The organism is Streptomyces caniscabiei (assembly GCF_014930365.1).
Lineage (GTDB): Bacteria > Actinomycetota > Actinomycetes > Streptomycetales > Streptomycetaceae > Streptomyces > Streptomyces caniscabiei.
Genome location: NZ_JABXWI010000004.1, coordinates 555,462 through 575,166 on the forward strand (window position 1 = coordinate 555,462; position 19,705 = coordinate 575,166).

At 72.4% G+C, this 19,705-nt stretch carries 15 protein-coding genes; 7 read left to right on the forward strand and 8 right to left on the reverse strand.

What is annotated here, in order from left to right; all coding sequences use genetic code 11:
• Positions 1-11: 11 nt before the first annotated feature.
• Positions 12-2,306 (reverse strand): MMPL family transporter, encoded by a 2,295-nt coding sequence (locus tag HW837_RS14120; RefSeq protein ID WP_193379624.1) that lies wholly within the window; start codon positions 2,304-2,306, stop codon positions 12-14.
• A 147-nt stretch (positions 2,307-2,453) separates the two neighbouring features.
• Here HW837_RS14120 and HW837_RS14125 point away from each other — a divergent pair, with 147 nt between their 5' ends.
• On the forward strand, positions 2,454-2,819 hold the full coding sequence (locus tag HW837_RS14125) for a cupin domain-containing protein (RefSeq protein ID WP_045560188.1): 366 nt from the start codon (positions 2,454-2,456) through the stop codon (positions 2,817-2,819).
• Between the two features lie 140 nt (positions 2,820-2,959).
• On the opposite strand, the gene HW837_RS14130 is transcribed toward HW837_RS14125, so the two are convergent.
• Positions 2,960-3,952 (reverse strand): hypothetical protein, encoded by a 993-nt coding sequence (locus HW837_RS14130; RefSeq protein WP_193379623.1) that lies wholly within the window; start codon positions 3,950-3,952, stop codon positions 2,960-2,962.
• 309 nt (positions 3,953-4,261) lie between these two features.
• Between HW837_RS14130 and HW837_RS14135 the strand changes: the two genes are divergently transcribed.
• The gene (locus HW837_RS14135) at positions 4,262-4,726 is read left to right on the forward strand and encodes an SRPBCC family protein (RefSeq protein WP_193379622.1); all 465 of its coding nucleotides are present in this window, start codon (positions 4,262-4,264) and stop codon (positions 4,724-4,726) included.
• A 46-nt stretch (positions 4,727-4,772) separates the two neighbouring features.
• On the opposite strand, the gene HW837_RS14140 is transcribed toward HW837_RS14135, so the two are convergent.
• The 5 genes from HW837_RS14140 to HW837_RS14160 form a co-directional block, all read right to left on the reverse strand.
• Positions 4,773-6,353, reverse strand: a complete 1,581-nt coding sequence (locus HW837_RS14140) for a TgpA N-terminal domain-containing protein (RefSeq protein WP_193379621.1) — start codon at positions 6,351-6,353, stop codon at positions 4,773-4,775.
• A 207-nt stretch (positions 6,354-6,560) separates the two neighbouring features.
• Positions 6,561-7,523: a hypothetical protein gene (locus HW837_RS48615; RefSeq protein ID WP_234442675.1), complete on the reverse strand. Its 963-nt coding sequence runs from the start codon at positions 7,521-7,523 to the stop codon at positions 6,561-6,563.
• Positions 7,524-7,638: 115 nt separating this feature from the next.
• On the reverse strand, positions 7,639-8,445 hold the full coding sequence (locus tag HW837_RS14150) for a response regulator (protein ID WP_078853688.1): 807 nt from the start codon (positions 8,443-8,445) through the stop codon (positions 7,639-7,641).
• Positions 8,442-9,638, reverse strand: a complete 1,197-nt coding sequence (locus HW837_RS48620) for a sensor histidine kinase (protein WP_193379620.1) — start codon at positions 9,636-9,638, stop codon at positions 8,442-8,444. The genes HW837_RS14150 and HW837_RS48620 overlap by 4 nt, the downstream gene beginning before the upstream one ends.
• A gap of 94 nt (positions 9,639-9,732) precedes the next feature.
• A complete protein-coding gene (locus HW837_RS14160) occupies positions 9,733-11,805 on the reverse strand; it encodes a DUF1996 domain-containing protein (protein WP_313895487.1) in 2,073 nt (690 codons plus the stop codon).
• 329 nt (positions 11,806-12,134) lie between these two features.
• Here HW837_RS14160 and HW837_RS14165 point away from each other — a divergent pair, with 329 nt between their 5' ends.
• The 3 genes from HW837_RS14165 to HW837_RS14175 all read left to right on the forward strand — a co-directional run bounded on the left by HW837_RS14165 (position 12,135) and on the right by HW837_RS14175 (position 16,784).
• Positions 12,135-14,912, forward strand: coding sequence for a SpoIIE family protein phosphatase (locus tag HW837_RS14165; protein ID WP_237270165.1), 2,778 nt, complete (start codon positions 12,135-12,137; stop codon positions 14,910-14,912).
• 83 nt (positions 14,913-14,995) lie between these two features.
• The gene (locus HW837_RS14170) at positions 14,996-15,883 is read left to right on the forward strand and encodes a Gfo/Idh/MocA family protein (protein ID WP_045560184.1); all 888 of its coding nucleotides are present in this window, start codon (positions 14,996-14,998) and stop codon (positions 15,881-15,883) included.
• 106 nt (positions 15,884-15,989) lie between these two features.
• Positions 15,990-16,784 carry a hypothetical protein gene (locus HW837_RS14175; RefSeq protein WP_052682990.1) on the forward strand — a complete coding sequence of 265 codons (795 nt, stop codon included), beginning with the start codon at positions 15,990-15,992 and terminating at the stop codon, positions 16,782-16,784.
• On the opposite strand, the gene HW837_RS14180 is transcribed toward HW837_RS14175, so the two are convergent.
• Positions 16,765-17,547: an alpha/beta fold hydrolase gene (locus HW837_RS14180; RefSeq protein ID WP_045560183.1), complete on the reverse strand. Its 783-nt coding sequence runs from the start codon at positions 17,545-17,547 to the stop codon at positions 16,765-16,767. The two genes, HW837_RS14175 and HW837_RS14180, sit on opposite strands and share 20 nt — an antisense overlap.
• 120 nt (positions 17,548-17,667) lie before the next feature.
• Between HW837_RS14180 and HW837_RS14185 the strand changes: the two genes are divergently transcribed.
• Both HW837_RS14185 and HW837_RS14190 read left to right on the forward strand, forming a co-directional pair.
• Positions 17,668-18,633 carry a DUF1152 domain-containing protein gene (locus HW837_RS14185; protein WP_045560182.1) on the forward strand — a complete coding sequence of 322 codons (966 nt, stop codon included), beginning with the start codon at positions 17,668-17,670 and terminating at the stop codon, positions 18,631-18,633.
• Between the two features lie 29 nt (positions 18,634-18,662).
• Positions 18,663-19,646: an aldo/keto reductase gene (locus HW837_RS14190; protein WP_045560181.1), complete on the forward strand. Its 984-nt coding sequence runs from the start codon at positions 18,663-18,665 to the stop codon at positions 19,644-19,646.
• Positions 19,647-19,705 lie beyond the last annotated feature (59 nt).

The following is a 19,705-nucleotide window of genomic DNA, read 5'->3' on the forward strand; positions in this document are numbered from 1 at the left end:
GCTGAAGCGGGTCAGCTGTCGAGCGGCCGGTCCCGCCCCGTCGGGACCGGCCGCTTCGCCGTGTCCCCCTCCGCGTCGATGTGCGGCATCACCTTGTCCAGCCAGTGCGGGGTCCACCAGGCGTGGCGGCCCAGCAGGGTCATCACCGCGGGCACCATGAGCAGGCGGACGACCGTGGCGTCGATGAGGACGCTGACGGCGAGCCCCAGCCCCAGCATCTTGACCACGATGTTGTCGCTGACGATGAACGCGGCGAAGACACTGACCATGATCAGGGCGGCGCAGGTGATGACCCGGGCGGTGATCTCCAGCGCGTGGGCCACGGAGGCGCGGGCGTCGCCGGTGCGTGTCCAGGCCTCGTGGACACGGGAGAGCAGGAAGATCTCGTAGTCCATGCTGAGGCCGAAGATGATGGCGAACATCATCATCGGGACGTAGCTCTCGATGGGCACCTTTCCGTTGACGCCCAGGGCGGGCCCGCCCCAGCCCCACTGGAAGACGGCGACGACGACGCCGTACGAGGCCGCGATGGAGAGCACGTTGAGGACCGCGGCCTTCACCGCGACCAGGAGACCGCGGAAGACGGCGAGGATGATCAGGAAGGCGAGGGCGACCACCACGGCGATGATGATCGGCAGCCGGCTCGCCACGATGTCACGGAAGTCGACCTGGGAGGCGGTGGTCCCGGTGACATAACCGTGCGCCTTCGTGCCGGAGACCGAGGCGGGGAGGGTGTCGTCGACGAGCCGGTTGGTCAGGTCCGTGGTGTCGGCGTTCTGCGGGGACTCCTCGGAGTAGACCGTGCCGACCAGGACGTCCCCGTCCTGGGTGGGGGTCAGCGGGGTGACCGCGTAGGCCCCCTCCACCGCGTCCAGGTTCTTCTGGGCGGTGCTCTGCAGGCTCTGACGGTCCGAGGACGGCACCGAGGTCTGGTCGATGACGACCGTGAGCGGGCCGTTGGAGCCCGGCCCGAAGGCGTCCGTCATCAGGTCGTAGGCGCGGCGGTCGGTGAAGGAGGTGGGGTCGGCGCCGTCACCGATGTGGCCGAGCTGGATGGAGAAAAGGGGGATGGCGAGGATCGCGACGGTCGTGACACCGGCCGCCAGGAACCGCCACGGATGGTGCTCCACGCGTTGGGCGTAGCGGTGCCAGGTGCCGGTGATCTCCTCACCCGCCTCCGCGCCGGTCTCGGCGACGGGCTTGCGGAGGTGGTAGCGGTCGATGCGCCGGCCGATGAGACCGAGCAGGGCCGGGACCAGCGTGAGCGCGCCGATGATCGCGGAGACGACGGTCACGGCGGCGGCGAGCCCGAGTTTGCCGATGAAGCTCACCCCGGACGCGTACAGCCCGGCGAGGGCGACGATCACCGTGCAGCCGGAGACGAGGACGGCGTGGCCGCTGGTCGAGGCGGCGCGGCCGGCCGCCCGGACCGGGTCGTCGCCGTCCATGAGGTTCTGCCGGTGACGGGTGATCAGGAACAGGGCGTAGTCGATGCCGACGCCGAGCCCGATCATCGTCGCCAGGGTCGGTGAGACGGTCGCGAAGGTGAACGCGGCGGCCAGCAGACCGAGACAGGCGAGTCCGCCGACGACGCTCAGCAGCGCGGTCACCAGGGGCAGTCCGGCGGCGATGACGCTGCCGAAGCCGATCAGCAGGACGATGATCGCGACCGCGAAGCCGATCAGCTCGCTCACCCGGTCGTCGGCGGCGGGACGGGCCAGTTCGCCGAGCGGTCCGCCGTACTCGACCTCGGCGCCCGCGGAGCGCACCGGCTGGACCGAGTCGTCCACGCCGTCGAGATAGCCGTCCCCGAGGGTCGAGGGCTGCACGTCGAAGCGGATCGTGATGTACGCCGTCTTCTGGTCGGAGGACAGAGGGCCGACGTTCGGCTGCTGCGACTGCCCCGACGACTGCGACGACTGGCCGGAGGGCGCCGTCAGCGGGTTCTGGACCGACAGCACGTGCGGCAGTTTCTGCAGGTCGTCGACCGTCTGGGACATCTGGGAGCCGAGCGAGGTGAGCGCCTTGTCCTCGTCGTGCAGGACGATCTGGCTGCCGTAGCCGCCGGCCGCCGGGTCGTGCTCCTTCAGTACGTCCAGGCCCTTCTGGGACTGCACGCCGGGGAGGGAGAAGTTGTCGGAGTAGTCGCCGCCGTAGGACCGGTTCAGTACCTGCACGGCCGCGAGGGCGACCAGCCAGGCCACGATCACGATCACGAAGTGCCGGGCGCACCATTCCCCGAGTCGTCGCAGCACGCCCCCGGCGTCCTCGGCCTCGCCCTTCCCAGCGGTACGGCGTGAGCGCATCGTCTCTCCCACGGAAGCGATCTCCGGCCCTCATTACACGACGCTCCCGGGGGCCCGGCACCTCAGGAGAGAGACGCTCCCCCGGTTGGCGGCCCCGGCTTGACAGGCGGACGATGAGGGGGGTGGGACGGAACGGAAGGAGCCGTCATGCTGGAGATCAAGTCGGTCGAGAAACCGGACGAGCGGCGCGACTTCCCTCGGGGCCACCTCGAGGCCGTGCACCTCACCGGGCTCGACTTCGCCGTGGCCGTCTTCGAGCCGGGCTGGCGCTGGTCGGAGTCCGTCGGCCCCATCGCGGGCACGGAGAGCTGCCAGGTCCACCACAACGGGTATGTGGTCCAGGGCCGTATGCAGATCCGGATGGACGACGGCGGTGAGGGCGAGGTCGGACCGGGCGACACCTTCGTGTGTCCGCCGGGGCACGACGCGTGGGTCGTGGGCGACGAGCAGTGCGTGCTGTACGACTTCGCCGGCCAGATGGCCAAGGACTACGCGAAGGCGAAGGGCGACTGAGCCGATCCCGGGTGCGAGAGGGAGCGGAGGCGGGGCGTGCCCCGCCTCCGTCCACGCCCGCCGCATCCGCCACGGCCGCCGCGCGGGCTCACCCGCGCAGCCGCGCACCCCCGCACCCGTCGGAGCGCGTCTCGCCCGCCCTAGATACCGTCGGACTCCCGCAGGTTGTCGAGGGTCGCGTTCGTGTCGTTCTTGAGCCAGTCCACGACGTCGTCCACGTCCGGCATGGTCACGCTGTCGTAGCTGGAGCCGTAGGCGCTCCACCGCATCTCGTACGTCATCCAGCCGTCGCGCACCGCGAGGGTGGCCGACCGGCTGCCGCTGGTGTCGTCGCCCGAGGTGGTGTCCTCGGTGATGAGGTACGCCTCGTCCCCGAAGCCGTCGAGCTTCTCGACCTCGTAGTCGTCGTAGCGCTGGTCGTACTCGGACCACAGGGCGGTGAACTCGGGGCCGGGATCGGTCTTCTTGTGCAGGTCCATCTGGACCGAGAAGTACGCGTCGGACAGGGTGGAGGACGAGGATTCCTTGAGGGAGATGCTGCAGTAGCTCTGGTCGAGAGCCGCGTGCTTCAGGGAGTTGTTGACGGGGGCGTCGTCCTCCTCCGGGTACTCGGTCTTGAAGGACGAGTAGTCCACCGACGGGCAGATGTCCGACTTGGCCCGGTAGCCGCGCAGGTCGGCCTCGGCATCGCCCTTGCCGAGCAGGAACACCCCGCCCGCCCAGGCGGCCGAGGCCACCGCCGCGCCGACCAGCGCCCACAGCACGGCGCGCCCGCCGGCGCCCTTGGCGGGCGGTGCCCCGAGCGGCGGATAGCCGCCCGGCGGGTAGCCACCGGGCGGATAGCCACCCGGCGGCTGACCGTAGGGGTTGGCCTGGGTGGTCACGGCGGCGGCCGGAGGGCCGTAGCCGACCGGGGGCTGGGGGTGCGGGGCAGGGGACTGCGGGTACGGGTAGGCGCTCGGCACGGCCGCCTGCGTGGGGGCGTGCGCCTGGGCCTGGGCCGGCTGGGCGGGTATCTCGGCCTGGGTGGGTGTCTGTGGCGGGGCCTGCCCGGGCGGGGGCACCGACGGGGACGCGGACGGCTGGTCCTGCGGCTGCGGCTGGGCCGGCGCACCCTCGGGGCGTTCGGTCATCGGGGTCTCCTCGGTCGTGGTGGACGGGGTGCGGCGGCGGAGCCGGATCGCCCCGCGGGGTCGCGGGGCGGGGTGGCGCGACGGCGTGGTGGAACGCGTGGAGGAGGGATGCCCACGGCCGGATCCCCTCCATGCGGCCCCACCGGTCGCGGCCGCAGCTGAAGATCCGAGCCTCGCAGAACCCCTCCGGCGCGGTCGTCCGTAGAACTACGCACCCTGGTTACGGAACCTGGCGCACCGGCCGGAGCGGGCCCCGGCACGGCGGTCGTCCTGGGGCGGGCGCCCGCGCCCGGTGCTTTCATGGGAGGCATGACCAGCAGAAGTGTCGTCGTCGAGCGACGGGTGGCCGCTTCCCAGGGCCGGGTGTGGGAGGCCCTGACGGACCTCGGCGGTATGGATCGGATGCTCAGCGGTGTCACGAGGGTCGAGGTCCTCACGGACGGGGGATTCGGGGTGGGCACGCGGTGGCGGGAGACCCGTCGGATGTTCGGCAAGGACGCCACCGAGGAGATGTGGGTGACCGTCAGCGAGCCGCCCGAGCGCTATGTGGTGGAGGCCGAGTCGCACGGCTCCCGCTATGTCTCGGAGTGGCGGCTGCGGGCCGACGGGCCGGGGTCGACGACGATCCTGATGACGTTCTCCGCCCGGCCGACCGGCTCCGTCGCGGGTCTGCTCGCCCGGGTCATGGGCCCCGTGGGTGCCCGAGCCGTGCTCAAGGCCATCACGAAGGACCTGGACGAGGTCGCCGGGTGGGTGGAGGGCCGCAGGGGCTGAGCCCCCGCGGCCCTCCGGCCCTCCGGTCATCGTGGCCGGGCTCCCGTCAGGAGTTCAGTCCGTAGCCCGAGGTCACATAGGCGCACTCCGTGTAGATGTAGCCGGGCTCCAGCTTGGCCGTGTCGGAGGCGGCGCTGGAGGCGTTGTCGCCCTTCGGCTTGTGCAGGAAGTACGTGGTGCCGACCGGCAGGCTGATCGTGCGCTGCGGGTACTTGTCGTTGCCGCTGCACGGCTTGAAGCTGGAGACGAGGGTGCTGCTCCAGTCGTAGCTGGTGCAGGTGCCGCATCCCTTGAGGGTGAAGGTGCCGGTCACCGGGCCGGTGTACATGACCTGGATCTCGTCGGGGCTGTCGTTCTTGACCGTGACGGAGATGCTGCCGCCGGTCCGGGTGGTGGGCAGCTTCTTGCCCGCGGCGGGGACCTCCTGCGCGATCTCGGCGGCGATCGCTATCTTCTTGGCGCGCGGCGCGTTCTTGTGCTTCTTGTTGGCGTCGACGAAGTCGTTCATCGACGTCACCGCCTCGGCGAACTCGCCGTCCTTGTACTGGTCCACACCGCAGGTGTAGACCCCGGCGGAGGCGGAGTCCTCGGCCTTCTTGGAGGCGGCGGCGAGGGCGTCGGCCACTCCGGCCTCGTCCCCCGGCAACGCCTTGACCTGGGAGCCGAGCGTCTCCAGCCGGTCCACGGCGGTGCACGGGTCGTCGCCGCCGACGGCCTTGACCGCCTTGTCGACGGCCGCCTCGACGTCGGGTTCGACCTTCGCCGCCTGATCGGAGTCGGGGAACGTGGTGAGGAGGTCGCTGAACTGGTCCTGCCAGCCCTCGGTGTCGGCCGCCAGGCTCTCCGAGGCGCACTCGTACAGCGAGGTGGCGAGACGGCCGTCCGGCCAGGCCGCCAGCGAGCCGAGGTCCTGCTTGCTCACGTTCTTCGGAACCGTCCGCAGGTATTCGAGGGGAGCGACCGCGTCGCAGTACCGCTGCTCCTCGTAGGGGGCTCCGACCGTCGTGTAGAAGGTCTTCAGCCGGTCCGGGACCTTCTCGGCGGCCCGGGAGTCGGGGTGGTCGGTGCTGAGGTCGTCGTAGGCGGAGAGCGCCCTGCGGTACTCGGACTGGGTCGTCGAGAAGGACTCCCCCGAGGCCTTGTCCACGAGTGCGTCGGCCTTCTCCAGCCGGTCCAGGAGCATCTCCTCGACGGCTTCCTTCCGCGCGGTCTCGTACAGCAGACCGCCCGCGACCGGTACGGCCAGGAGGAGGACGCCGAGCGCGATGGCGAGCGGGGACTTCGCGGGCCACACCAGGCGGTTGCGCAGGCCGAGGAAGGCGCCGTGGGCCGCGGTGAGGAGGAGGAAGAGGACGTAGACGGTGAGGGTGGCGCCCGAGACGCCGTCAGGGTCGGCCGGCAGGACCGAGAAGAGCAGCAGGCCGGTGGCGGCCCAGCACAGCAGCGTCAGGAGCGGGCGGCGCATCAGCGCGTAGCCGAGCCCCAGTCCGCTGAGGTTCAGCAGGCCCACCCCGACGGCCCGCCAGCCGTCCGCGGGCCCGGGGGGCGGTGCCGACGGCATCGGCGGCACGACGTAGCTGTGACTCCACCCGTCCTGGTCTCTTACCCCGTACTGATCCCCGGACATCTCGGATCCCCCCGTCAACTCCACCCGCATGCTTACGAATTGTCAGTGTACGGCCGAAACTCGATGCCGCGACAGATGATTCTCGGGCGCGGGAAGAGATCGATTTCACTTCGTGACCACCGCCCGAGAGGTGGCGCGAAAGCATCGGTCGCACCGCTGGTCGGTGCGTGCAACGTACAGGCCCCACAGCTGGTTGACGCACCCGGGTCAGCTTCCGGTTCGCCCGGCGGGCGACGGATTCCCCGCCGCCGGTTCGGGATCGGCGGCGCTGCGGGCGGAGGACGCCCGGGCGAGGATCACGGCAGCCGCCGTACCGGTCGTGAGGACACCGGCCAGCAGCAGGACGCCGTAGGGGAGGGTCGGATCGTACGGGGCGCGGCCGGCGTAGGCGGTCGCGGTGACGGCTCCGAGGACGGCCGCGTAGCCGAGCGCGGCCACGGCCAGGACGGACGCCGCCCGGCGGGGCCGCGGTCGGCCCGACTCGCTCAGGATCGCGAGGACGGCGAGGAGTTGGACGCCGTGCAGTCCGGTGGCGTGGGCCAGTTTGGCACTGCCCGCCGCCCCGAACAGGATCTCCCGGGGTACGTGTCCGGTCTCGTCGAAGGCTGCCTCCCCGATGGCGGCCATGTCGCCGCCGATGTACCCGGCGACCAGGACGGCCGCGAGTCCCGCGAGGACGGCGACGCGGGAGGCCCCACTGCCGTCGAACCGGATCAGCGCGACGACGAACAGCCAGGCCAGGCCGAGGATCAGCGGCAGGATCAGGGTGCCGATCATGGACCAGATCGCGGCGTCGGTGTCGGTCGCCTGGTTGAAGTGGGAGGCGACCCCGCGCCACCGCTGGGCGGTGATGAGCCCGACCTCGCAGACGCCGACGGCGACGATCAGGCCCGCCGGCACGCGCACCCACCAGCGCGCGGGCAACTGGCGCATGATCCAGACCACCGACCACACCAGCAGTCCGAACGACACCCCGAACGCGACCGGCTTGCGCCAGGACACCGGCCCCCACCAGGGCGCGCCGTCCACCACCGCCACCAGCCCGTGCACCGCCCCGGAGAGCAGCAGCGCGGTCCCGCACCACCACAGCAGCCGCTGGTAGCGGCCCCGCGGCCGGACGGCACGCCACACGTCCGACGCCAGAACCGTCCCCACGTCCCTCGCGTTCATCCCAGCTCCCCCTCCCGGCGACTGGCCTGACCGTAGGGCGACGGAGGGGGCCGGACGTCCCCCCGAGGGGGTGCGGGGACGTACCCCCTCAGGGGTACGGGGACGTCACGGCCGGTCAGCCGGAGCCGGGGTGGGCGGGCGGCGTTCCGAAGGGGTCCGCGGGCGACCGGAGCGGGTCCGTGGGCGCGCGGAGGGGTTCCGGGGGCGCGCCGCGTGACTCCATGAGGCCGGAGCGGTGGGCCAGGACCACGGCCTGGGCCCGGTCGCGGGCGCCGATCTTGTGCAGGATGCGTTTGACGTGGGTCTTCGCGGTGGACTCGGCGATACCGAGCACCGTGGCGAGTTCCGCGTTGGACAGGCCCTCGGCGATCAGCCGCAGCACCTGGGCCTCGCGGGCGGTGAGCGCGCGCAGCCGGGCGCGCTCCGCCGCGTCCGGCTCGGCGCGGGCACCCCGGCCGTCGAGGACGAAGCGCTCGACGAGGGCGCCGGTGACGGACGGATCGAGCAGCGTGTCCCCGGCGTGGACCGTGCGGACGGCGTCGATGAGCCGCTCGGGGGCGGCGCGCTTGAGCAGGAAGCCGCTGGCCCCGGCCCGCAACGCCCGCCATACATAGGCGTCGTCGGGGAACGTCGTCAGGACGAGCACCCGCGCGGCCAGGCCCGCCGCGACGATCCGGCCGGTGGCCTCGATGCCGTCGATGCCCGGCATCCGTACGTCCATCAGGACGACGTCCGGGGTCAGCGCGTGGCACAGTTCCACGGCCCGTATCCCGTCGGCGGCCTCCCCGACGACGTCGATGTCCGGCGCGGTGCCGAGGGTCACGGCGACACCGGTCCGCAGCAGGGCGTCGTCGTCCGCGAGAAGCACACGGACGGCGCCAGGCGCTCCGGGAGTGGTCGTGGCGGCTCCAGGCGCGGTCATGGCAGCGGCAGTTCGACGGTGAGGGCGAAGCCGGTGCCGTCGTCGGCCGGACCGTGCGCCACCGATCCGCCGAGCGCGGCGGCCCGTTCGCCGATGCCGCGCAGTCCTCGCCCCGGCCGGTACTCCGGCGGCGGCCCGGCGCCGCCGTCCACGACCGTCACGAGCACCGCGTTCCCCCAGCGTTGTCGGCGGACCGTCACCTCGGCGGACCGGGCGTGCCCGTGGCGCAGGGCGTTGGTCAGCGCCTCCTGGACGATCCGGTGGACGGACAGCCGCAACGCGCGCGGCAGGGTGAGCGTCTCCGGCTCGACGCACACCCGTACGTCCATGCCCGCGTCCACCATGGGGCGCACCAGTTGACCGAGGTAGGCCGGGTCCAGGTCGGTGTCGTCCGGGGTGGTGCGGTCCGGGGCGGGACCGCCGGTGGCGCCCGCGACGGTGGTGGCGCCCATGACGGTGGTGTCCCCGGTGGCGTCCGTGGCGTCGTCGTCGGCGCGCAGGACGCCGAGGAGGCGGTCGAGTTCGGCGAGGGCGTCACGGCCGGTGCGTTCGACGCTCATCAGCAGTTCCCGGGTGCGCTCGGGGTCGGTGTCGAGCACCATGCGTCCGGCGCCGGCCTGGACCAGCATGGCGTTCACCGAGTGTCCGACGACGTCATGCAACTCCCGGGCGATGCGCACCCGTTCGGCGACGACCGTCTCGCGGCGCAGCAACCGCCGCAGTTCCTCCGTCTCCCTGCGGCGGCGGGCCGTGGCGCAGCCCGCCGACCACACCAGCAGCCAGACGAGGACGACGGCGACCTCGGTCACCCACGGGTCGTCCTTCGACGCGAAGTGGGCCAGCACCCCGGGCGGCACGAGGAGCGCCCCGAGCACGGCCCTGCGCGGAGTCGCGTACAGGCCCAGCGAGTGGACGCCGATGAGGTTCGCGACCGGCGTCAACTGGCCGGGGCCCACCCACAGGGCCTCGACGACGAGCCCCGCCGTGCCCACCACGTACCCGGCGAGCGGGGCGCGCCGCCTCACCGCCAGGCCTGCGGCGATCACCGCGCCGAGGGCCAGGACGGCGGGTGGTGGGGCGTCGGCGCCGTCTCCCGCGCCGAGCCGGACGGCGGTCATCGCCACGAGCAGCACGGCGGCCGCCGCCACGTCACCCGGTGGCAACCGCAGCCGCCGGAACCGGTCCTCCGCCATGCTCCGCCCGCCCCGTCAGCTGATGCAGGATCAAGTCCCGTTCAAACTAACAAGGTTGGCTGAGCATGGACATCGCATCCGGTCGGCGTACGGGTCAGTAGGTCCCTCGCCTGACCCGGCGCAGCAGTACGACACCGGCGAGCACGGCCACGCCGCCGATCATCGCGGGCCACAGCTGCGAACCGGTCTCGGCGAGACTGCCGCTCGCCGACCCGGACCCCTGTGCGCCGGGCTGCCCGGCGGCCGACGGCACGTTCGCCGCGGGTGGCTCCCCGGGGGCCGCGTTCGCGTCACCGCCGGTGCCGGTGCCGTTCCCGCCCTTGTCCCCGTCGGCGGCGGAGTCGGAGTCTGCGGGGTTGCCGCGCTGGGTCGCCTTCACCGAGCCCAGAACCTGGGGCTCCTTGTCGCCGCCCTTGCCCGTTTCATCAGCCTGGTCGCCCTTGCCCGTTTCGTCGGCCTGGTCGCCCTGGTCGTCGCTGCCGGGCGCCTGGGCGGTCTCGGTGGGCTCGGCCGCGTTCTCGTCCTGACCCTGGTCGCCCTGCCCCTGGTCATCGCCATCGCCATCGCCCTGACCGTTGCCCGACTGTTCCTGGTCCTGGTCCTGGTCCTGGCCCTGCTCATGGTCCTGGCCCTGATCCTGACCGTCGTCCTGCCCCTGACCGTCGCCCTGGCCGGCGTCGCCGCCCTGGTCGCCGCCGTCGCCCTGGCCGGCGTCCCCGTCGCCCTGGTCGCCGCCGAGGTCCGCCGCGTCGCACTCGCGCCCGTCGTTGACGCAGTCCACCATCGCCCGCATCAGGTCCTCGTCGAAGACGTTGATGAAGTCGCCGTGGTCGGTGCCGGGCTTGTGGAGCTGCTCGGGGAAGGAGTCCACGGCGAACAGCGGGGTCGTACGGCCGCCGTCCTGGAGGCTCGGGGCGTCGACGTCGTAGACGATGCGCTGGACCAGCTGCGGGATGGCCTTGAACCCGGCCGCGCAGCTGCCGTCCGCCGCGGCGAAGGCCACGTGGGTGCGGTGGTTGGCGCTGTCGATGTTGCGGCCGTCCCAGCAGCTCTGGAACTCGAACGTGCGGACGACGTCGCTGCCGGAGGGGCACAGCGGGTACTTGTCCTTCAGCTGCCGGTCCTCGAAGCCGGTGCAGCTCCAGGACGCGTTGGCGTTGGCCGGGCCGTTGATGAAGGCCTTGGCGTCACCGGTGATGATGCGCAGCAGCCGCGGCATCTCCACGACCTCGCCCCGCGGGCTGCCGACGAAGGTCATCGTGACGTCCTTGGGCGTCACGATCTCGCCGGCGTTGCCCTCGATGCCGCCGCCGGGCGCGTTGGCGTCCTGCTCGGCGGTGCCGTTCTGCAGCCGGATCACGGGCCAGAAGTACGAGGACCTGTCGCCCTGGTTCTCACAGCTGGTGTCGGCGGCGGCGAGGTCCTCGTCGCCGGCGAACGCGCTGTTGCCCTGGTTGCCGACGTAGTCGTGGAAGTGGTGGGCGCCATTGGAGACACCAGGGGCGACGATGACGTTGTCGGAGTTGAACAGGCCGTTGGCGTTCACCCCGCAGTCGGTGCTGAAGGAGCCGGTGGAGCCGTTCCCCCCGCCCCGGTTCCCGGTGTTCGGCTGGACGGACCTGATGTCGGCGTAGTCCGCGGCCACCGGCCCGTTGCCGGCCTGCCCGCCGTTGCCCTGCTGCCCCTGACCGCCCTGGTCTCCCCGGTTCTGGTCGCCGTCGCCGTTCTGGCCGCCGCCGTTCTGCTCTCCGCCGTTCTGCTCTCCGCCGTTCTGACCGGCGTTCTGGTTCTCGGCGGGACGCAGTTCGCAGGCGGCGAGGGAGTCGAGTCCCTCGGGGCGGTCGCCGACGCGGTCGATGGCGATCGCGATCCGCTCGATCGTGGCCGCCCGCTTCTCCTTGAGCGGGTTCATGATCGCGTCGTCGGCGAAGCCGCCGTCCTGCTGCTGGGCCCGGAGGGAGTTCTGCAGCCGCTGGTAGGCCTCGGCTATCTGCTGGTCCAGGGCGGCGAGTTCCTTGTCGACGCCCTCCCGTGCCCCCTCGGGCACCTCCGTGAGCCCGCTGCCGACGTCCGGGCAGTCGATCGTGCCGGCTGCGGAGCCGACCTGCTCGACCCAGTCGTCGGGGGCGCCGTCCTCGGTGGCCGAAGCGTAGACATTGACGGCCACGAGACCGCCTCCGCCCAAGATCAGCGCGATCGCGGCGGAAGTCGCGCGCCGTGCTCCGGATGGGCGTCTGCGCCTGGTGGTGCGTCCCACGGATAGCTCCTACAACGTCGTGGCCGGGTCCGGGCATGAAAAACCCCAGCCCTATACGGATCCGGACCCCGATGTGTTCAAACGCCTCGCAGATTCACAGGAATCCGACAGGTAGCAGGGCATCACACATGGTCAAAGCGGTAGCAAGCGCTCTCGCCACCGAGCCGCCGACGGCCTCGGCCCAGGCAGCGCACGACCCCCTCTCGCCTCCGGGCGCGGGGCAGTGTAGACATGGGCACATGGTCCGTCTCCTGGGTCGATCTCGCTCTCAGTCGACCCGCCGTCCCCAGAGCCGGCCTGCGCGGGGCCGGGACGACCGCGCCCGGCGGGTGCCGCACGGATCGGACGGCGGCGCAAGTGGGGAGCCGGGACACGGCTGGGGCCCGCTCTCGGGGCTGCGCGCGGCGCTGAGCGGGCGCAGTGTCGCCGGCCAGGTGTTCCTGCTGCAGGTCGTGATCGTGCTGGTACTGGTCGTGTCGGCCGTGGTGGCGCTGGTCCTCCAGGTGCGGCACGACAGCTCCAAGGAGGCGCACAACCGTTCGCTCGCCGTGGCGGAGACGTTCGCCAACGCGCCGGGGACCCGGGAGGCGCTGAGCGCCCCCGATCCGACGGAGGTGCTCCAGCCGCGGGCCGAGGCCGCCCGGGTGCAGTCCAAGGTGGACTTCATCGTCGTGATGAGCACCGAGGGGATCCGCTACACCCATCCGAAGCCGGACCGCATCGGCAAGCAGTTCGTCGGCACCATCGAGCCCGCGCTGAAGGGCGAGTCCTTCACCGAGGAGGTGAACGGCACCCTCGGCCCGCTGGTCCAGGCCGTGGTGCCGGTCAAGGATCCCGACGGCAAGGTGGTGGGCCTGGTGTCGGCCGGGATCACCACCGAGAACGTGGGCGGGGTCGCCGAGCAGCAGTTGCCCCTCGTGCTGGCCGCCGCCGCGGCGGCCCTCGCGCTGGCCCTGGCGGGCACGGCGCTCGTCAGCAAACGGCTGCTGCGGCAGACCCACGGGCTCGGGCCGTCCGAGATGACGCGCATGTACGAGCACCACGACGCCGTGCTGCACGCCGTGCGGGAGGGCGTGATCATCGTCGGCGGCGGGGGCCGGCTGCTGCTCGCCAACGACGAGGCGCACCGGCTGCTGGACCTGCCCGCGGACGCCGAGGGGCGGGACGTCCACTCCCTGGGCCTCGAAGCGCCCATGGCGGACCTGCTGGCGTCGGGCCGGGTCGCCAACGACGAGGTGCACCTGGTGGGCGACCGGCTGCTGGCGGTCAACCAGCGGCCCACCGATCTCCAGGGCGCGCCCTCCGGCAGTGTCGCCACGCTCCGCGACTCCACCGAGCTGCGCGCCCTGTCGGGCCGCGCGGAGGCCGCCCGGGAGCGGCTGAGGCTGCTCTACGACGCCGGGGTGGGCGTCGGCACCGGCCTGGACGTGACCCGTACCGCCGAGGAACTGGCGGAGGTGGCGGTCCCCCGGCTCGCGGACTTCGTCACCGTGGACCTGGCCCCGGCCGCGCTCAGCGGCGACGAGCCCAAGACGGCCACCACACTGCGCCGTACGGCGTGCAGCGGGATCCGCGACGACGCGCCGCTGTACAAGGTGGGCGAGCGGATCGACCTGGTCCCCTCCTCGCCGCAGGCGCGCAGCATCGACAGCGGCAGCTCGACCCTCGTGGCCGACCTCAGCCGGGCGCGCGGCTGGCAGGCCCAGGACCTCGAACGGTCCGCCCAGGTCGTCGAGTACGGCATCCACTCGCTGATCACCGTGCCGCTGCGGGTGGGCCAGCTGGTGATGGGGGTCGCCAACTTCTGGCGTTCGGAGAAGCCCGAGCCGTTCGACCAGGAGGAGCTGGCGCTCGCCGAGGAGCTGGTGGCCCGCGCGGCGGTCTCCATCGACAACGCGCGCCGGTACACCCGCGAGCACACGATGGCCGAGACGCTGCAACGCAGCCTGCTGCCACGCCACCTGCCCGAGCAGAGCGCCCTGGACGTCGCCTACCGCTATCTCCCCGCGCAGGCCGGGGTGGGCGGCGACTGGTTCGACGTCCTGCCCCTGTCCGGCACCCGGGTCGCCGTCGTCGTGGGCGACGTGGTCGGTCACGGTCTGCACGCGGCGGCCACGATGGGCCGGCTGCGCACGGCGGTCCACAACTTCACCGCGCTGGACCTGCCGCCGGACGAGATCCTGGGGCTGCTGGACGAGATGGTCAGCCGGATCGACCAGGACGAGGCGGTCCTCGACGGCAACGCCCCCATCACCGGGGCGACATGCCTGTACGCGATCTACGACCCGGTCTCGCGGCGTTGCACCGTCGCCCGCGCCGGCCATCCGCCGCTCGCGGTGGCCCGGCCCGACGGCACGGTCGACTTCCCCGAGGTGCCGGCCGGTCCGCCGCTCGGTCTCGGCGGACTGCCCTTCGAGACGGCCGAGCTGGACCTCGCCGAGGGCAGCCGCATCGTGCTGTACACCGACGGTCTCGTCGAGGACCGGGAGCGGGACATCGACGACGGGCTCGAACTGCTGCGCACCGCGCTGACGGGCGCCGACACCTCGCCGCAGGGCACCTGCGAGGCCGTCCTCGACGCGCTGCCGCCGAGCCGGGCGAGCGACGACATCGCGCTGATCGTCGCCCGCACCCGGGCGCTGGACACGGGCCGGGTCGTCGAGTGGGAGGTGCCCGGCGACCCGGCCGCGGTCCGCCGGGCGCGCTCCGACGCCACCCGGCAGCTGGCCGCGTGGGGGCTGGAGGAGCTGGAGTTCACCACCGAGCTGATCCTCAGCGAGCTGGTCACCAACGCCATCCGGTACGGCGGCGGCCCCATCCGGGTCCGCCTGATCCACGACCGGCAGCTGATCTGCGAGGTCACCGACAGCAGTCACACCTCGCCCCATCTGCGGTACGCCGCCACGACCGACGAGGGCGGCCGGGGCCTGTACCTCATCGCCCAGCTCACCCAGCGCTGGGGGACCCGCTACTCCCCCGGCGGCAAGACCATCTGGACCGAACAGGCGCTGCCCTGACGGCCGTCGGACAGATCCGTCCCCGAGGACCCCGTGGGGCTTGCGCGGGACACGGCACCCAACGCACAAGGAGAGACCCAGGCATGCGTATCGGACTGCTCGGAACCGGGCCGTGGGCCGAGATGACCTACGCCCCCGCGCTGAGCGCGCACCAGGAGCTGGACTTCGCCGGGGTGTGGGGCAGGCGCCCCGAGGCGGCCGAGGAACTGGCCGGCCGGCACGGCGGCCTGCCCGTGTACAAGGACGTCGACGCCCTGTTCGCGGACGTGGACGCGGTCGCCGTGGCGCTGCCGCCGTCCGTCCAGGCGCCGCTCGCGGTGCGCGCGGCCCGGGCGGGCTGTCATCTGCTGCTCGACAAGCCGCTGTCGACCGACGTCGAGCAGGGGCGGGCCGTCGTCCGGGCGGTCGAGGAGAGCGGGGTCGCCTCGGTCGTCTTCTTCACCGCCCGGTTCCAGACCGCGATCGACGCGTGGATCACCGAACAGGCCGCCCGTGACGGCTGGTTCACCGGCCGCGCGGAGTGGTTCGGGTCGCTGTTCGACGACGAGAGCGACAGTCCCTTCGCGGACTCGCCGTGGCGGCGGGAGAAGGGCGGTCTGTGGGACGTGGGCCCGCACGCCCTGTCCGTGCTGCTGCCGGTCCTCGGGGACGTGGAGAAGGTGGCCGCCGCCGTGCGCGGGCCGAGGGACACGGTGCATCTGGTGCTCCTGCACACCGGCGGGGCGTCCAGCACGCTCACCCTCAGCCTCACCGCCCCGCCTGCGGCGTCCGGCGCCACGGTCGAGTTGCGCGGCCGGGCCGGGACGACCGTACTGCCCACGACCGACGAGGGGGCCGTACCGGCTCTCGTACGGGCGGGGGACGCGCTGTCGGCGGCGGCGCGTAGTGGTCGTCCGCATCCGTGCGACGCCGCGTTCGCGTTGCGGGTGACGGAGCTGCTGGCCACCGCGGAAGGGCAGTTGACCTGCTGACCCGCCCGGCTCGCGGACCCACGTTCGAGTTTGCGTGCGACCACTGCCGGACATCGTCCGGTGGCGGGCACGGCTTCGCCTCGCGTGTTCAGGTGAGGAGGTGCCCGTGAGCGCGACGGACGCGGATGCCGCCGAGCCCCCGCGGCGCGGGGCGGCGGCCCGGACGAAGGACCAGGACGCGCGGACGGTCATGCGGCTGCGCCTGGGGGTCGGGGTCATCGGTGTCCTGCTCCCCCTCGCGCTGCCGGCCGGCAACTGGATCGCGGCGCGGCTCGACGGCCGGTCCGGTGCGGACGCCTGGCCCGGGTCCATGAGCGGCGCCTACCACACGAGCACCCGGGACGTCTTCGTCGGCGCGTTGTGCGCGCTCGGGATCTTCCTGATCGTCTACCGCTTCGACAGGTCCAACGACATCCTGGGCACCGTCGCCGGCACCTGTGCCCTCGGCGTCGCCCTCTTCCCCACCGCGCCGGGGTCCGGGGGCGACGCGGGACAGCAGACGGTCTCCGTGTTCCACCAGGTCTTCGCCGTCGCCCTGTTGACGGCCATGGCGGCCTTCTGCCTCTCCATGTACCGGGCGCCCGGCATCGCGGACCGGCCGTACGCGCGGCGCCCCTATCTCGTGGCCGGGGTGCTGATCCTCGCGTTCATGGCGCTCGCCGCCGTGGCGGCGGTCACCGAGGTGGGCGCCGAATGGCCGGTCACACCTCTCTACCTGTGCGAGTGGCTGTCCGTGTGGTCCTTCGGCTTCGCGTGGACGGGCGCGGCCCTGGCCCTCGCCGCGGACATCGACCGGCTGCCCCGGACCCGCGCCTTCGTCGGCGCGGTCCTCGGGCGGCTGCGCCTCCTCGGTGGTCCCGGCGCGTGGACCGGCGGCGGGCTCAGACCCGGGAGCCGGTGAGGAAGCGGTCCAGGGTGGCGGTCAGCTCCGCGGGCTTCTCCACGGGGAGTTCGTGCCCGGCGTCCAGGATCCGCACCTCGGCGTCCTGGTAGGCCTTGGCCATGCGGAGCATCTGGCCGACGGGCAGTTGGATGTCGTGGTAGCCGTGGACGAGCAGGGTGGGGGTGCTGACCTCGCCGAGGCGGTCGAGGACGTCGAAGGCGCGCATGGCGCCGTACAGGGTCCTCACCACCTCGCGCGGGGTGGCCGTGGAGGCGCGGATGTACGAGCGGATCTCCTCGCGCGGGTAGCCGGGCGCGAAGGCGCGCTGGATGTTGGCGGCGACGAACAGCTTGAAGGGGACCCGGGTGGAGACGGCCATCAGCAGGCCGCGGCCCCGGCTGTAGGTCATGCGGCCGATGGAGTTGACCAGCACCAGGCGTTCCACCCGCTCGGGGTGGGCGAGGGTGATGGTCTGGGAGATCATGCCGCCCATGGAGTGGCCGACCAGGACGAACCGCTCGATCTCCAGATGATCGAGGAGGGCGAGCACGTCCGCGGCCAGTTCCTCGATCGTGCGCACCCCGGCGCCCCCGCTCTCGCCGTGCCCGCGCAGGTCGAGGCGGATCACGCGCCGCTTCTCGGCGAAGTGCACGACCTGGTGGTCCCAGCGGTGCCGGTTCGCGGTCCAGCCGTGGACGAACACCAGGGGGACTCCGTCGCCCTCGCGGGGGCCCTCGTCGTCGTACGTCAGCGTGGCGCCGTCGACTTCGAGCTGCGGCATGAGGGCCTCCTGCGGTCCGGTCCGGCCCGGTGCGGTCCGGTTACTGACCGGTACGGTAGCCGGTGGCCCGGCCCGCGTAAATCGTGAGCGCCCCCTGCGCCACCCTGCTAATTTCCCCCGGTGTTCTCCCTCCAGCAACCCCCGTTCTTCACACGGCTGCGCGACGCGCGGCGTGTGCTCATAGCCGGTGCCGGCGGCGGCTTCGACGTCTACGCCGGGCTGCCGCTGGCCCTCGCCCTGCGCTCGGCGGGCAAGGAGGTCCATCTCGCCAACCTCTCCTTCGCCGATCTGTACGGCCTGAGCCTCGACGTGTGGCTGGAGCAGGACGTCGCGGCGGTCGGCCCCGACACCGCCTTCCGGGGCGACTACTTCCCCGAGCGCGCCCTCGCGGAATGGCTGGACCTGCACGGCATGCCGAGCACCGTGTACGCGCTGTCCCGTACGGGTGTGGCACCCCTGCGGGCCGCCTATCGCGCGCTGATCGGCCATCTGGGCGGGGTGGACGCCGTCGTGCTGGTGGACGGCGGCACCGACATCCTGATGCGCGGCGACGAGCACGGCCTCGGGACGCCGGAGGAGGACATGGCGAGCCTGGGCGCCGTCGCCGGTCTCGACGAGGTGCCGGAGCGGCTGGTGGCCTGCCTGGGCTTCGGCGTGGACGCCTACCACGGGGTCAACCACGCGCTGGTCCTGGAGAACCTGGCCGCCCTCGACCGCGACGGCGACTATCTGGGGGCCTTCTCACTGCCCCGCGACAGCCGCGAGGGCACCCTCTACCTGGACGCGGTGGCGCACGCCCAGCGGGCCACGCCGACCCATCCGAGCATCGTCAACGGCTCGGTCGCGGCGGCCGTACGCGGTGAGTTCGGCGACGTCCGGTTCACCGAGCGGACCCGGAACAGCGAACTGTTCGTCAATCCGCTGATGGCGCTGTACTTCTGCGTGGACGCGATGGGCCTGGCCCGGCGCAACCTGTATCTCGACCGGCTGGAGAAGACCGAACTCACCCGGCAGATCAGCTCGGTCGTCGCGGAGTTCCGGGACGAGCTGCCCCGGCAGCGTCCGCCGCGCGCCTACCCGCACTGACCACGGGGAACAGGTGACAGACTGACGCCATGGAAGAACGCGCATTCGGTAGGTCGGGTCAGCACGCGTCCGTGGTCGGTCTCGGCACATGGCAGCTGGGCGCCGACTGGGGAGACGTCGACGACAGGGAAGCCCTCGCGGTGCTGGAGGCCGCGGCCGAGTCGGGGGTGACCTTCTTCGACACGGCCGACGTCTACGGCGACGGGCGCAGCGAGCAGACCATCGCCACGTTCCTGCGGAGCAGGCCCGATCTGCATGTCCTCGTCGCGACGAAGATGGGCCGTCGCGTGGAGCAGATCCCGGAGAACTACGTCCTCGACAACTTCCGGGCCTGGAACGACCGCTCCCGCCGCAATCTCGGCGTGGACCGCCTCGACCTGGTCCAGCTGCACTGCCCGCCCACGCCGGTCTACTCCTCGAACGAGGTGTTCGACGCGCTCGACACCCTGGTCGAGGAGGAGCGGATCGCCGCGTACGGCGTCAGCGTGGAGACCTGCGCCGAGGCGTTGACGGCGATCGCCCGGCCGAACGTGGCGAGCGTGCAGATCATCCTCAACCCGTTCCGGATGAAGCCGCTCCTCGACGTCCTCCCGGCGGCGGAGAAGGCGGGCGTCGCGATCATCGCGCGCGTTCCGCTGGCCTCGGGTCTGCTGTCCGGCAAGTACACCAAGGACACGGTCTTCGCGGAGAACGACCACCGCACCTACAACCGGCACGGCGAGTCCTTCGACCAGGGCGAGACCTTCTCCGGTGTCGACTACGGCACGGGGGTGGAGGCCGCCGTCGAGTTCGCCGCGCTCGCCCCCGAGGGCTACACCCCGGCTCAGCTGGCGCTGCGCTGGATCATCCAGCTGCCGGGCGTCACGACGGTCATCCCGGGCGCCCGCACGCCCGAGCAGGCCCGCGCCAACGCGTCGGCCGCCGCGCTGCCGGAGCTGTCCGGCGAGACGCTCGCCGCGATCCGGGAGCTGTACGACCGCCGGATCAAGGAGCAGGTGGAAGGCCGCTGGTAGGACGGCGTGCGGGGGGGCGTCCGGCGTTCCGCGCCGGACGCCCCCCGCAGGCAGGTCGA